This window comes from Ruegeria sp. G7 (assembly GCF_056535465.1).
In genome coordinates this window covers 239,936-253,542 of record NZ_JBQFIL010000002.1, presented here as the reverse complement: position 1 = coordinate 253,542, position 13,607 = coordinate 239,936, and the positions used below count along the sequence as shown (strand labels likewise).

General features: G+C 57.6%; 13 protein-coding genes. 4 read left to right on the top strand and 9 right to left on the bottom strand.

Features of this window, described 5'->3' with window-relative positions; genetic code table 11:
- Positions 1 to 22 precede the first annotated feature (22 nt).
- The 8 genes from ACR3EN_RS17935 to ACR3EN_RS17900 all read right to left on the bottom strand — a co-directional run bounded on the left by ACR3EN_RS17935 (position 23) and on the right by ACR3EN_RS17900 (position 7,763).
- Complete coding sequence (locus ACR3EN_RS17935; protein ID WP_480820612.1) at positions 23 to 994, bottom strand: ester cyclase; 972 nt, start codon at positions 992 to 994, stop codon at positions 23 to 25.
- Positions 991 to 2,007: a LacI family DNA-binding transcriptional regulator gene (locus tag ACR3EN_RS17930; protein WP_480821338.1), complete on the bottom strand. Its 1,017-nt coding sequence runs from the start codon at positions 2,005 to 2,007 to the stop codon at positions 991 to 993. The genes ACR3EN_RS17935 and ACR3EN_RS17930 overlap by 4 nt, the downstream gene beginning before the upstream one ends.
- Positions 2,004 to 2,768, bottom strand: a complete 765-nt coding sequence (locus tag ACR3EN_RS17925; protein WP_480820614.1) for an SDR family NAD(P)-dependent oxidoreductase — start codon at positions 2,766 to 2,768, stop codon at positions 2,004 to 2,006. The genes ACR3EN_RS17930 and ACR3EN_RS17925 overlap by 4 nt, the downstream gene beginning before the upstream one ends.
- Positions 2,768 to 3,817, bottom strand: a complete 1,050-nt coding sequence (locus tag ACR3EN_RS17920) for an ester cyclase (RefSeq protein WP_480820616.1) — start codon at positions 3,815 to 3,817, stop codon at positions 2,768 to 2,770. The genes ACR3EN_RS17925 and ACR3EN_RS17920 overlap by 1 nt, the downstream gene beginning before the upstream one ends.
- A 3-nt stretch (positions 3,818 to 3,820) precedes the next feature.
- Entirely contained in the window at positions 3,821 to 5,149 is a 1,329-nt protein-coding gene (hisD, locus tag ACR3EN_RS17915; RefSeq protein ID WP_480820618.1) for a histidinol dehydrogenase, read from the bottom strand.
- A gap of 9 nt (positions 5,150 to 5,158) precedes the next feature.
- Positions 5,159 to 6,106 (bottom strand): ester cyclase, encoded by a 948-nt coding sequence (locus tag ACR3EN_RS17910; RefSeq protein ID WP_480820620.1) that lies wholly within the window; start codon positions 6,104 to 6,106, stop codon positions 5,159 to 5,161.
- On the bottom strand, positions 6,106 to 6,642 hold the full coding sequence (locus tag ACR3EN_RS17905; RefSeq protein ID WP_480820622.1) for an ester cyclase: 537 nt from the start codon (positions 6,640 to 6,642) through the stop codon (positions 6,106 to 6,108). Before ACR3EN_RS17905 ends, ACR3EN_RS17910 begins: the two co-directional genes overlap by 1 nt.
- A 74-nt stretch (positions 6,643 to 6,716) precedes the next feature.
- Entirely contained in the window at positions 6,717 to 7,763 is a 1,047-nt protein-coding gene (locus ACR3EN_RS17900) for an ABC transporter ATP-binding protein (protein ID WP_480820624.1), read from the bottom strand.
- Between the two features lie 288 nt (positions 7,764 to 8,051).
- Here ACR3EN_RS17900 and ACR3EN_RS17895 point away from each other — a divergent pair, with 288 nt between their 5' ends.
- The 4 genes from ACR3EN_RS17895 (at position 8,052) to ACR3EN_RS17880 (ending at position 12,358) form a co-directional block, all read left to right on the top strand.
- On the top strand, positions 8,052 to 9,284 hold the full coding sequence (locus ACR3EN_RS17895) for an ABC transporter substrate-binding protein (RefSeq protein ID WP_480820626.1): 1,233 nt from the start codon (positions 8,052 to 8,054) through the stop codon (positions 9,282 to 9,284).
- Positions 9,285 to 9,361: 77 nt separating this feature from the next.
- Positions 9,362 to 10,393 (top strand): carbohydrate ABC transporter permease, encoded by a 1,032-nt coding sequence (locus ACR3EN_RS17890; protein ID WP_480820628.1) that lies wholly within the window; start codon positions 9,362 to 9,364, stop codon positions 10,391 to 10,393.
- A gap of 2 nt (positions 10,394 to 10,395) precedes the next feature.
- Positions 10,396 to 11,280, top strand: coding sequence for a carbohydrate ABC transporter permease (locus ACR3EN_RS17885; protein ID WP_480820630.1), 885 nt, complete (start codon positions 10,396 to 10,398; stop codon positions 11,278 to 11,280).
- Positions 11,281 to 11,362: 82 nt separating this feature from the next.
- Positions 11,363 to 12,358: an ester cyclase gene (locus ACR3EN_RS17880; protein ID WP_480870426.1), complete on the top strand. Its 996-nt coding sequence runs from the start codon at positions 11,363 to 11,365 to the stop codon at positions 12,356 to 12,358.
- Between the two features lie 66 nt (positions 12,359 to 12,424).
- Here the strand turns inward: ACR3EN_RS17880 and ACR3EN_RS17875 are convergent, their stop codons facing one another.
- Positions 12,425 to 13,603, bottom strand: coding sequence for a nuclear transport factor 2 family protein (locus tag ACR3EN_RS17875; RefSeq protein WP_480820634.1), 1,179 nt, complete (start codon positions 13,601 to 13,603; stop codon positions 12,425 to 12,427).
- Between the last annotated feature and the right edge of the window lie 4 nt (positions 13,604 to 13,607).

Below are 13,607 nucleotides of genomic sequence, written 5' to 3'. Positions count from 1 at the left end.
GATGCAGAACCCCTAGCAGCATTCAGACATCTCCTGTGTGCAGCAAGATCTGCTTCCAGATTGCAACCTCATCATACAGGCTGAATTCCCGTCGCAGTCCCCACGGTCCGAACTCGGCGTGCGACATGCCCATGACATGGACCTTGGCCCCGGTCGGACGTCCGAATGCCCCCCAACCATCATGGGTCCCATCGAGTGACCAGCGAACAGACGCCCGGGGTGACATCATTTCAGCGTCCATCCCGATCTGATGGTGGATCTTGAACGTGGCGTTCGGGAATGATGATCGCAGGCCGACCCAGAACTGTGTCACGGCCTCGCGTCCGATCGCCTGTTTCGAACCGGCATACTCACCGATCACGGCGCGGTCGTAATCTGCAAGGATATGGTTGAAATCCTTGTCCATGATACGCGTCAGCGTTTGGGCATAGCGCGCGCCCCACGCGTTATCGTTGCCTCTGCCATGATAGCCTCCGTCCACATCAATTTCTGGCGTGAAGGGGCGCGTGGCCTTCTCTGGCCCGCCTTCGGCAGCGATCAGGTCGCGGGTGTACTCCTGGGGGTCGTGCCCAAGTTGGCGCACCAGCCCACCATAGTCGCGTACCAGCCATTCGTCATAGATCGTCTCGCCCTTGGCCGCGCAATCGGCGATCACTCGCACCACCCATGGCTTGCCGCTGGCTTTGCCGAACTGGCCGTCCTGCAAATGGGTCGCGGTCGTCAATAAACGGTGCGAAGACAGATGGCCATGCTCATCCGAATAGGACCAAATGACATCCTCTCCATAAAGCTGACGATCGGGGAACTCATGGCAGGTCGCCATTGTCGCGGCGATCACGCCTTGGTTGCCATGGCTGATACCCATCGGTGTGCGCACGGGAATGTCGGGTGCGTAATAGCGGTTCAGTGTTTCAGTCCCGCGATCCTCCCAGATCTCTTTGGTGATCCCCAGGATATAGTCGGGGAAATCCGTCCATTTTTCGGCGTAGGTCATTTTGAGAAACCTCTTGGTCGTCTGGCTGATCCGCGGATTTTGAGCGGGCCGGCAATCTGAATACGTTCCGAGGCCGCACCGCTTTCGATTCTGGCCAACAAGATATCGACCGTTGCATTGACCATGCGATTGATCGGTTGTCGTATGGTGGTCAGGTCGTATGCGGGCCACGCGGCGATGGGTACATCATCATAGCCTATTACGCTCACGTCATTGGGCACAGACAGGCCGAGTTCAAAGCGCAGCGTGTCCATGACTGCAAAAGCCATGTGGTCGTTGCCGACGAAGATCGCATCGGGCCGGTCGGTCGAACTGCACATGGAGCGCGTAAGATCGGCGGCAGTGTCCTGGCTATAGCGGCCGTCTTCGATGGCAAACGGCTCCATCCCGTGTTCCTTGAGCCCCTCGATCAGCCCGCGCATACGATCAACGCCCGTCGACGATTCCTGCCACCCCGAAATATGCGCAATCCGGCTGTGCCCTCCGGCAACTAAAAAATTGGCCACGGTCCGACCGCCTTGGATATTGTCGGACGTCACCTGAGCCAGATTGCCGGTCTCTTGCCCCCGATTGAACATCACGACCGGGATACCGGCATCGTCGCAGCGCGCGGCGATGTCGTTGGACATTGCGACCGAAGCGGTAATGATCCCTTCGACCTGATAGGACATCAGCTCTTCCACGATGCGCCCGACGCTGTCATCGTTGCGGGCCATGAACAGCATAATGTGATAGCCGCGAGCTTTCAGCGCGTGGTCGAGATACTCCAGCGCCATTGGATAAAACTGGTTCTCAAGGTATGCAACGACCACGCCGATCACCCGGCTTTTTCCTGTGATCATGGCGCGGGCGAGGGTGTTCGGGCGATAGCCAAGGTCAGTGGCTGCTTTCATGACTTTGTCACGCGTTGCCGCTGAGGCAGAGCCGCCCGGCGTGAACACACGGCTGACGGCGGACTGGCTTACACCAGCGCGTCGGGCGACATCGAATGAAGTTACCTTGTCTGTCATCAGTCCGCTGTCCAGCCTCCGTCCACCAGCAATGCAGTGCCGGTTACAAGGCTTGCCGCGTCTGAGGCAAGATATACCGCAGCCCCGGTGATATCGCTCAACTCGCCGACGCGACCCAATTTGATCTTGTCTTCTATCCAGGCACGACGTTCAGGGATCGCAAGCGTTTGCTCACCCAGTGGTGTACGGATGAAGGTGGGCGCGATGGTATTGACGCGGATGCCAAGCGGCCCCCACTCGATGGCCATCGATTTGGTGAAGCCCTCGACCGCATGTTTGGTGCCGCAATACACAGCGCGATCAATACCCCCCACCTGTCCCATCTGACTGGTGATGTTGATCAGGCTTCCGGGTTTGCCTGCGGCGATCAACCCGCGCGCCACGGCACGGGTCAGGAAATAGGCCCCTTTGAAATTCAGGTCATTGGCTGCATCGAAGTCGGCTTCGGATGTCTCAAGCGCCGGGCTATGGCGGGCCAGCCCTGCCGAGTTGATCAGAATGTCGTAGGGCCCATTGGCGTCGACTGCCGCCTCGGTCGCGGCGATACTTGCGACGTCCAGCGCAAGGGTCTTTGCGCTCCAGCCTTTGTCGGCGAAGGCCGCGGCCAAATCGCTTAGTTTATCGATGCTGCGTGCCGCCAGAGTGACTTCGGCGCCATGGCTGGCAAGGGCGGTCGCGCAGGCCAGACCGATCCCAGAGGATGCGCCCGCAACGAGCGCGCGCTTGCCATCTAGGCGGAACGAGGGGGCAGGGGGCAGCGTCATCAGGGGTCTCCAACCGGGAAAGGCACGCGGCCCGGCACGCGGGCTTTGTTGAACTCGCGTAAACGCCGGAAAACGTCCACCCCCAATTGCCGATAGGCGTCCAATATGTCGACCATGACCCAGTTCTCGCGGATGCGCCCATCGTTCACACGCCAGAAGTCCAGGCTGCGCATGGTGATCTTCGTGCCTGATGGCGCAATCCCCAGCCAGCCATCATGGGTAACGGTTTGAACCATATCCGGCCAGCCGGTGACGGCGACATAGGGACCATCGCCAAAGAAGTGATAAGTGATCTCGTCAAGATACTGTCCGCGATCCGGCATGCCGGACAAAAAGGGAATCTGATGCCAGTTGCGAAACCCGCGAATACCCCGGCAGGTGCCAATCCCTGCCGGACCGTACCAGTTCATGTTCTCGTGCCAGAACCGCGACATCTCCATCACCTCCGGTCCGCCTTGTGATGGATGCCGTTTCATGTGGTCCAGCATATCAACGATCAGATCACGGCTGGCTTTGCCCACCGCCGCGTCATGAGGTCCGTGCGAAAGGCCGTCACCCGTTGCGGGGCCGGGTATCAGAACCTCGGCCCCGAGTGACGGGGCCATGGGCCATGCGCCGACCTGCATCATCACTTCGGGCAGATCCCAAATCATCTGCATCTCGACAATCTGGCCTTCGACGATCCGATAGTACTCGTGAAACCGCATATGGGCCAAATGACCCGTGGGCGGGATGTCCAGCAAAGGACCGGCAAAGGTTCCCAGATAGTGTCCCCCACAGCCAACCCAGTCTTTGCCGTGCTCGTCCTCACCCGCCATGATCAGCCAATCGCGTCTCTCCAAGTCCGGCCATGCCTCGCGCAGCGGGCTCAGAACATTTTCGAAGAACGCTTGTGGTCCGATCTGATCGCCGAACGGATGACAGCACCGAAACAGAGCATCCGGCGCGCACAACTTTTCCAGTGTGCGTCGCACGGCTGCTTCGTCCCAATCGTACAAAGCGGTACGCAGCGGGGTCAGCAGCTGTCGGTTTGCGGCGTGGTCGGGCATCGCTTACTCGGCCGCTTCAACAGGGACCACAGGCGCACCATAGGGCACATTGCGACCACCATAGCGGCGCACCCGAAGGTTGCACTGTTCGGCATGCCCCACAAAGCCTTCCAGCATGCATAGCCGAGAGCCATACTCGCCAATCATCGCCGCCGCTTCGTCGGTTGTCACTTTTTGGTAGCTGTGCGTTTTCAGGAATTTGCCAACCCAAAGGCCGCCCGTATAGCGCCCCGCCTTTTTCGTCGGCAGGGTGTGGTTGGTGCCGATCACCTTGTCGCCGTTGGCCACGTTTGTGCGCGGCCCGAGGAACAGCGCGCCGTAGGAATGCATGTTGTCCAGATACCAGTCATCGCGATCCGTCATGATCTGCACGTGTTCATAGGCCATGTCGTTGGCAACCTGCAGCATCTCCTCATGCGTGTCGCAAAGGATCACATCGCCATAGTCCTCCCACGAGGTCGAGGCGGTTTCCCGGGTCGGCAGGATTTTGAGCAGCCGCTCGATCTCGGACAGGGTATCCTCAGCCAGGCCGCGGGAATTGGTGATCAGGCAAGCGGGCGAGTTATAGCCGTGCTCGGCCTGACCCAGCAGGTCAGTCGCGCACATCTCGGCGTCGACCGTTTCATCGGCGATAACCATGGTTTCCGTCGGGCCTGCAAACAGGTCGATGCCAACGCGCCCAAACAGCTGCCGCTTGGCTTCGGCGACAAAGGCGTTACCGGGGCCAACGATCATGTGAACCGGGTCGATGGTCTCGGTTCCGATAGCCATGGCGCCGACGGCCTGGATGCCGCCCAGAGCGTAGATTTCATGCGCACCGCCCAGATGCATCGCCGCCACAATTGCCGGATGCGGAGCCCCGTCAACAGGTGGGGCCGAGGCAATAATGCGCGGCACCCCCGCAACCTGCGCAGTCAGCACGGACATATGCGCAGATGCCACCATCGGAAATTTACCGCCCGGGACATAGCAGCCAACCGATTGTACAGGGATGTTGCGATGGCCCAGGATAACGCCGGGCAGGGTTTCGACCTCAACATCGGTCATTGACGCTCGCTGCGCCTCCGCAAAGCGGCGGATCTGTGTCTGGGCGAAACGGATATCCTCCATGTCGCGGGTCGACACTTTCTGCATCGCGGCCTCAATCTCGGACGGGCTCAGGCGGAACGAAGCCGGGCTGTAGCCATCGAACTTTTCGCTCAGTTCGCGCACAGCCGCGTCGCCGCGGTTTTCGATGTCGGACAACGTGCCTTCGACAACTTTCCGAACTTTGGCGTCATCTTCGGCGCGCGCTTCGGCGGGTTTGCTGGTTTTTAGATATTGGATTGTCATATCAGCCTCCTAAGCCGCAGTGTCTACGCAAAAATCATAAGGTTGTTCCGGGCCCCAGCCTTTGCCAAGGAACACATCGCCCCCCAACTGTTCGACGATGCTGGCAAAATCGACCCGCACGATGTTTTCGGCGATTTTGGTACCTTCGATGCGCCAAAAGTCGATGTAAGGGATACGGATTTTCTGCCCTTCGGCCTTGATGCCCATAAAGTCCCGCTCAAGCGTCGCATGGCAGGCCCCGAAGCATGCAGCCCAGTCGCCGTCCTGCATGAAATGGGGGGTGACGAAATCCCTGTTTCCGAAAAACTCTCGGAACGGCAGGTACCAACCGGTCTCAAATTCGCCGAGACCGTGCTTCAGGCCGCACCCATAGTTGGCGTCCCAAACAAAGTCTTCATGGAAAAATTCTGAGACATCCACATCCGATCGCTGCAGGGCTGCTTCCATCGCCTGAACAATATCCAGAGGCCGGGCAGCTGCACCCTGGCCCTGTTGGCCGCGCCACAGTCGTGTAACCGGTACGTCCAGACGATCCCAGCCGCAGCCTTCGAACACATCCCAACCTAACTGAGCGGCAACGCCAGCCAGATCGACATGCACTTTGTTATAGGCAATGCGCCCGTTTCGCACCTGCCAGAAGTCGACATATGATATGTGCAGCGGGCGGCCGGTTGCCGGGATGCCCATAAAATCGCCGGAATGGATGGCATGACAGGTTCCAACGCATGCGACCCAATCGCCATCTTCAAGCCACAGCGCCGTGTCAAAGCGCCGATCCGCGAACGCAGCACGGAACGGGGTTTGCCAATGGCTCCTGAACTCTGCCAAGCCGGCCTTGCGACCGCAGCCCGCGTTGCCGTCCCAGACGAAATCCTCGTGAAACCAGTGTGATAAGTCAGTTTCGGCGCGCCCAAGTGCGCGTTCCATATCCTGAACCAGATCAAGCGCAGCGCCCATTACGCCTGCCTTTCCGGACTGGGTGGCACGGCTTCCCCGCGATCATACGTTTCCCATCCCTTGCCGCCAAAGACATCGTGCCCCAATTGCGAAAGCACATGCGGAAAATCGACCATCACCCAGTTGTCGACGATCTTGCCATCCACGACTTTCCAGAAATCCATATAACGTATTTCCACGCGTTTACCTGTTGCCGGAAGTCCCATGAATTCGCCGGAATGTACCGCCTCTTGACGGCCAAACGCGGCGGCCCACTCACCCATGTAGAGGCGGGCCTCATCAATGCAGGTTTTGTCAGAGAACGCCGCCTGAAACGGGCGCTGCCAGTTGTCCTGAAACTCTCGCAGGCCGTTCTTGGTGCCGCAGCCACAGTTTCCAAGCCAACGGAAGCTTTCGGCGAAAAACTCGCCGATGTCGCCGATCCGGTGGTCGTTGAGGCCATCCACCATCCCCTCGATCACAGCGCGGGTTTCGGCGGTTTTGCTCATGTCTGTATCGCGGCTGAGTACCGCTTGTTCGGGTCGGGAACCCTTCATGCTTAATCCCTTTCAAATGCGCAGAAGCAAGCTGGCCTGGTTGGCAAAGCTCGAATGCGCAGTTTCCTGATATTTCAGTCCAAACGTTCGCCTGTTTCGGCATCGAACAGGTGACAGATCTCTGCGGGTATGCTGACCGAGGTCTGGCTGCCGATCTCGGCGCGATAGTCCTTGCCGGCGCGCACAGAGGCGATGGTGCCGCCAAGGCGCAGCGTCACGATGGTCGCATCACCCAGCAATTCGAGTGAATAGAGAGGTGCCGATGAAGTGGCGTTGGGATCTATCTGTGCGTCCTCTGCACGGAAACCCAATGTGATTTTCCCACTTGGCCCGCTGGGCAGACCCTCGATGCGAACATTCTCGCCCACAAAGACACCATCCGAGATTTCGCCGTCCAGCAGGTTCATCGCGGGGCTGCCGATGAAGCTGGCAACGAATGTATTAGCGGGCGCATCGTAGATGTCTGTCGGGGTACCAACCTGCTGCACGATGCCCTTGTTCATGACGACAACCCGATCCGCCAGCGTCATTGCCTCGATCTGGTCGTGTGTCACATAAATTGTAGTGACCTGAAGTTCGTGGCTCAGGTTCTTGATCTGATGACGGGTCGACACCCGAAGCTTGGCATCAAGGTTCGAAAGCGGCTCGTCCATCAGGAAAACGTTCGGCTCACGCACGATCGCGCGGGCCAAGGCGACACGCTGCCGTTGCCCGCCGGAAAGTTCCGCAGGACGTCGGTGCATGAAATCCGTCAGTTCAACCATTTCAGCCGCGCGCCTGACGCGCGCATCATGAGTCGAAGGATCGGTTTTCCGCACTTTCAGCGGGAAGCGAATATTCTCGTAAACGTCGAGGTTGGGGTAAAGCGCGTAGCTTTGGAAAACCATGGCCACATCGCGGTCCTTGGGGTCCAGATCGTTGACGACCCGACCGTCAATAGTGATTTCCCCCTCAGAGATATCCTCGAGCCCTGCAATCATCCGCATCGTTGTTGTCTTGCCGCAGCCAGACGGGCCAAGCAGGACCAGAAATTCTTTGTCTGCGATCGTAAGGTCGAAATTATGGACCCCGATAAATGATCCCCAACGCTTGGAGATGTTCTTTAGCTGAATCTCGGCCATGACCGCTCCACGTAGTTTGCATTCGTGCCCAAAAAACTGCCAGCGAATCTAAAGTTATGCAAGCAGAACTTCTGCAAGGGATCGTTTGATGGGCATATTTAGGCGCTTACAGGTCGTTATATAATCATAAAATTGAGTGAATTGCGAGATGTGAAGGAAATTCTTGTCACATTGAAAATTGTGGGCATAATGATGCATGCGAATGCACAAACTTGACTAGAGTTAGGTCAAGGTAGGGAAAAACGGGCGTCCGCCCGGATAACAGGGTCCAACCGGAGGAAATGAGTTATGTCTCTTATCAAGAGTTTTGCAGTCGGCGCTGTCGCTGCGATGATGGCGACGGCAGCTTACGCCGAATGCGAGATCAGCAGCGGCAACGTTAATGTGTTGGCCAACGACTTCCCGGCGCTGCGTGCGGTGACATCGACCGCAGCCGAATGCGCAACCGGCGATGCCACTGTTGCGGCTAACCACAACAAGGACTTCAGAAACTTTCAGGTCCAGGCTTTGACCGCGAACCCGGCCGAGTATACGTCGGTGATCGTTGCGAACTCTTCCATCGTTCCGCTGCTGAATGAGGGACTGGTGCGGCCGCTGGATGACCTGGTTGCCAAGCATGGTCAGAGCCTCAGCAAGAACCAGTTGATTACAATTGACGGACAGATCATGGCGATTGCCTTCATGGCAAATGCGCAGCACCTGTTCCTGCGTCAGGATATTCTCGATCAGGTGGGCAAGCCCGTTCCGACCACATGGGAGGAAGTGGTGGAAACCGGCAAAGCGATTCGCGACGCTGGCATCATGGAGCACCCCTTTGCGATCCTGAGCATGTCCGACTGGAACCTGGGTGAAGAGTTCGTGAACATGTATCTCGGCCACGGGGGCGAGTTCTTCAAGCCGGGCACGGCTGAACCTGCGGTGAATAATGAAACCGGTGTGGCCACTCTGAACATGCTCAAAGAACTGGTGTCGCTGTCGAACCCTGATTTCCTGACCTACAATACTGCGACGGTGGTTCCGATCTGGAAGTCGGGTGATCTGGCGATGGCTCAGCTTTGGGGCTCCAGCGGGGGTGAAATCCTCAGCGGTGACGGGGCCGAGCCGGGTGTGGCAGAAAACACCGTTCTGGTGAGCGCGCCCAGCGTTGCTGGCGGGTCGGTGCCAGCGTCGACCCTGTGGTGGGACGGTTTCACAATCGCGAAAAATATCTCGGATGAAGATGCCGAGGCGACCTTCATTGCCATGGTCCACGGCATCTCGGAAAAGATGGTCGAAGCCAATAATGACGCCGCGGTATGGCTGATGGATTCCTACAAGCCGGGCCCGGCCGCTGCCGGTGTTGCGGCGACGGCGTCTGCCGGGGCCAAGCCATATCCGATGCTGCCCTATATGGGGCTTCTGCATCAGGCCTTCTACGAAGAACTGCCCGATTTCCTGCAAGGCAACGAGAGTGCCGAGCAGACCCTTGCTGATATCGAGGCGGCCTATATCGCAGCGGCAAAAGAAGCCGGATACCTCTGACGCATCTGTCCGGGGCTGCTGATGCGGCCCCGGTCATCCTGTCCTGCATTTCCAGCTGACACTATGGGTATGGTCTTATGAAACACCGCGCCTTCTTCTGGTTCATTCTGCCATCTCTGGCTGCGATGCTGCTGTTCATTGCGTTGCCGATTGTCTCGGTTACCGTTCAATCGCTCTTTGTCGAACATGAACAGGTTATGGTCGAGGTTGAAAACTGCGGTCCCTTCAACTGCGATACAGTCCTGCAAGTCGATCAGGAGGCGACGAATGCCCTGCGGGAAGAGGCACCGTTGGGGCGTTTCAACGGCCTGGGCACCTATACCAATCGCAAGCATCTGGCGTTTGAAGAGGTTGGGGTGGCGTGGAACACCACCGAGACATTCGGTGATTTTGTTGGCGAGTTGATGAACCTGCCCTTCTATAAGGCGCTATTCTTTACGCTGACCTATACTGCGGTTGTGACACCGTTTGTGATTTTCCTGGGTCTGGGTGTTGCATTGGCCGTGAATACGCTGCCTCGGATGCTCAAAGGCCCGACAATCTTCGTCTCATTGCTGCCGATGATTGTTACTCCGCTGATCGGCGCATTGATCTTGTTCTGGATGGTTGATGCGGATGGCATCATAGGTGCCACCCTTCAGCGGATATTTGACGATCCGAACCTGTCGCTGAAGGCATCTACCCCGCTGACCTGGATGATGCTGATCGTCTATGGAATCTGGAGTTCGACTCCTTTCAGCTTCATTGTTTTCTATGCAGGGCTTCAAACTGTTCCCAGTGAAACGCTGGAGGCCGCCAAGATTGACGGAGCCTCGCGCTGGCAGGCGATCCGATATGTGGTTGTGCCCTACATGATGCCGTTGGTTGTGTTCATCACGCTGATGCAGCTGATGGACAACTTTCGGGTGTTTGAACCAATCGTCGCCTTCTCGGCTTCGGCCAAAGCGACATCGCTATCCTGGATTATCTACAACGACTTGCGTGGTGGCGATGTACAACTGTTCGGTTCGGCCGGGGCGACTTCGATCCTGACAATCATCGGGGTGTCGATCCTGCTGACCCCTGTGCTTATCCGCACCTGGCGCGACTTTAACCGGAAGAGGACCTGACCATGGCATCATCTGTTGCAAACAGACGCTCGAGCGGGCTGATCTGGTTTACCACCAGTTTCGTTGTCCTGTGGATCTTAATCGCCGCCGGTCCGTTTCTCTGGACGGTTTGGGGGTCGTTCAAAGTTCAGGCTGATTTCTTCTCGAAAACAGACTGGCGCAACGCGATTTATGGCGTCATGACCACAGCTGAGACCGGCAGTGCGTTCACGGGTGCGGGCTACTACGGAGCCTGGGTTGAACAGGAGTTCTGGCGGAACACGATCAACACCGCGATTGTGGTCTTTTTTACGGTCATAATCTCGCTCACCTTCGGCACGCTCGGGGGATACGCGCTGGCGCGCTCTGGGTTCCGCTACGCGTTCTGGCTGCTTATGATCGCACTCGTCTTTCGCGCGATGCCACACATAACGCTGGTGTCGGGTTATCTGTTGCCGTTCTTCGAATGGAACCTTTGGGGTAAGCTGGGGACGACCATTGTGGTTCTGGTCGCGATTAACCAGCCGTTTACGCTTTGGATGCTGCATTCGTTCTTTCTGAACATACCCAAGGACATGGATGAAAGTGCCATGGTAGACGGCTGCACCCGCTTTCAGGCTTTCCGGTATGTGATCATTCCTGTGATGTGGCCTGGCGTGATTACCACTGGGCTATTCAGCTTTCTGCTGGCCTATAACGACTTTGCAATTGGTGCGGTGCTGCTGAGTTCCGAAAATCAGACTATGGTTCCAAAAATCAACAGCTTCCTCGGAACTGTGCGTGAAACGGGCGACGTCATGTTCGCTGTCGCCGCCGCCGTTAGTGCATTGGTTCCTCTGTTTTTCCTCATTCTCTTCTTCCAGAGGCAGATCGTAAGCGGCCTGACGGCAGGCGCCGTGAAAGGCTAACATCCGACACCCCGGCCCGGTCGCAGAGATCGGGCCGGGGGTCAGCCGAAGAAATGTCTTTACTTTGTTGGGACCACTCTGAATGACCGACCTCCAGAGCGCAAAATCACTGGTGCGCGATTACTACGCCGCGATTGAAGCGGACCCCGCCAAGGCACTTGAAGCCTACTGCGCTCCCGGGGCCATCTGGCGAGGGTATCATCCGTTCAACGAAATCCACGATCCCGCTGAGGTGGCGGAGCAGTTCTGGATTCCGCTGCAGCGCTCTCTGACTCGAATGCAGCGCAGGCTGGACTTGTTCATGGCGGGCGAAAATCATCTGAAGGATGGGGGCATCTGGGTCGCGTCCATGGGACACCTGATGGGCCTGTTCGATGCGCCCTGGCTTTGCATTCCGCCGACGAACAAAATTGCAATGTTGCGCTACGCCGAGTTCATGCGGATCGAAGGGGATCGCATCACCGATACCGCGATGTTCTTTGATATTCCGCATTTGATGGTACAGGCGGGACTACAGCCGTTTCCGCCGCAGACCGGCGCGCAGCTGGTTCAGCCGGGCCCGATGACCCATGATGGGGTCATGTTCGACCCGCAGGATCCGGACGAAGGCCGCAAGACGCTGGCTGCTATCGAATTTATGATCAACGATATTCGCGACTGGAAGGGCAGGGAAGAACAGGGCCTGCTGACGGAACTGCCGCGCAGCTGGAACGACGATATGATCTGGTGGGGTCCTACGGGGATCGGCGCAACCTACACCATCGAACGCTATGCGCAGCAGCATGCGGGGCCGTTTCGTGATGGTTTTGCGGATCGCATCTTTAACGGGCATGTTGCCCGGATCGCCGAGGGCAGCTTTGGCGGTTTCTTTGGGTGGCCAAACCTGACGCTGACCCCGACCGGAGGGTTTATGGGCATGCCTGCGACCGGCAAACCGGCCGATATGCGGGTTATCGATATGTATCGCAGGTCGGGCGATAAGCTGACCGAAAACTGGATATTCATAGACCTGCTGCATTTCTGGAAGCAGCAGGGGCTGGATGTGTTGGCGCGTATTCCGCACATGCGCGGCTGCTAAAATTTGATGAAACCAGAAAGCCCCCTCCCGGGGGTCTTTTGTGTGCTTTGGCAGGACTCCGGGGCGCTAAGCGCTCAGAATTTGCATCAAGATGCCGAACTCATTGAATACGGTCCATTCTTTGACGACTTTGTTGTCTTTGATCTGCCACTGGGTAATGCCCCAGATATGTGCCTCTTTTCCGGTTGGTGCGCCATAGGCGCCGTTTCCGCGATGCGCACCCACACCGCCCCAGCGTACGGCAACCAAATAGCCGTCTTTGGCGTTGCCCATCCAATAGATATCGTCAACCGATATCCGGATGTTCGGGAACATTGCGATCATCGACATGATGTGCGACCGGAGTTGACCAACGCCACGATAAACACGGCTGGTTGAGCCTTCGAAGACAACGTCCGGTGCATAAACGCGGTCCATTGCGCTGAAGTTGCGCCGGTTCCAGATGCTTTCGAACGCAGCATCTACGAACTCGCGCACATTGCCATCTACAACATCAGGAATAGTCGGGCGTTTGGGAAAAGCTTGCCCGGCCAGACGGTTGGTGTCGCTGGCCGCATAATTGGGTGCAAACGGGCCTTGCGTGCGCTCAGAGGCTATGCGACGGGCGGTTTCGGCCACATCGTACCCCATTTGCTGAACAAGCGCCGCGGTGTCATAGGCCACGTGCTCGTCATAGATTTCGTTTTCGCGGGCGACGCAGTTGGCAATACACAGCAGTCGCAACGGCCTGTTCGTGGGAGGACCAAATCGAGAGTAGCCGGTGTTCGTGCCCAGTATCATCGTGCGATGCGAGGTGTGAAAGCTGACATCGTCGTTGCCCGCCCAGATTACCTCATCCGCCACAAGGCGGACATCGGGGATTGCATTATTGGTGTGAACCGTGTCGGCGACGATCTGATCGCGCCCGTATTGAAGGCCGATATCGTCCCAGACGCGGCAATCGTGGCTGTAGGTATCGTAGATATAGCCGATGTCCTTTTCCTCCCAGATCTGGTGGGTGATGCGGACGATATAGTCTACGATGTTCTTGAACCGGGGTTCAAAGCCGCGCATCGGCTGGCTGGCAATGTGTTCAGGTTCTTTGTCAAGAAACTCCCGCGTGCCGCCCCGCCGATAATCCTCGAGCGAAATCGAAAAATCTTGCGGCATATGCTCGTCACCCAATGGGCGAAAGCGAATGTGGGTGGCGCTGCTGGACGATTGTGCCGCGATGGTCTTGGCTGCTGGGGATGCATCTTTCGTCATGAGA

Bases quoted from the DNA above. Each gene is read 5' to 3' on its own strand.
- ACR3EN_RS17935 (WP_480820612.1), bottom strand. From the start codon at position 994: ATGACCTACGCCGAAAAATGGACGGATTTCCCCGACTATATCCTGGGG.
- ACR3EN_RS17925 (WP_480820614.1), bottom strand. From the start codon at position 2,768: ATGACGCTGCCCCCTGCCCCCTCGTTCCGCCTAGATGGCAAGCGCGCG.
- ACR3EN_RS17920 (WP_480820616.1), bottom strand. From the start codon at position 3,817: ATGCCCGACCACGCCGCAAACCGACAGCTGCTGACCCCGCTGCGTACC.
- hisD (WP_480820618.1), bottom strand. From the start codon at position 5,149: ATGACAATCCAATATCTAAAAACCAGCAAACCCGCCGAAGCGCGCGCC.
- ACR3EN_RS17910 (WP_480820620.1), bottom strand. From the start codon at position 6,106: ATGGGCGCTGCGCTTGATCTGGTTCAGGATATGGAACGCGCACTTGGG.
- ACR3EN_RS17905 (WP_480820622.1), bottom strand. From the start codon at position 6,642: ATGAAGGGTTCCCGACCCGAACAAGCGGTACTCAGCCGCGATACAGAC.
- ACR3EN_RS17900 (WP_480820624.1), bottom strand. From the start codon at position 7,763: ATGGCCGAGATTCAGCTAAAGAACATCTCCAAGCGTTGGGGATCATTT.
- ACR3EN_RS17895 (WP_480820626.1), top strand. From the start codon at position 8,052: ATGTCTCTTATCAAGAGTTTTGCAGTCGGCGCTGTCGCTGCGATGATG.
- ACR3EN_RS17890 (WP_480820628.1), top strand. From the start codon at position 9,362: ATGAAACACCGCGCCTTCTTCTGGTTCATTCTGCCATCTCTGGCTGCG.
- ACR3EN_RS17885 (WP_480820630.1), top strand. From the start codon at position 10,396: ATGGCATCATCTGTTGCAAACAGACGCTCGAGCGGGCTGATCTGGTTT.
- ACR3EN_RS17880 (WP_480870426.1), top strand. From the start codon at position 11,363: ATGACCGACCTCCAGAGCGCAAAATCACTGGTGCGCGATTACTACGCC.
- ACR3EN_RS17875 (WP_480820634.1), bottom strand. From the start codon at position 13,603: ATGACGAAAGATGCATCCCCAGCAGCCAAGACCATCGCGGCACAATCG.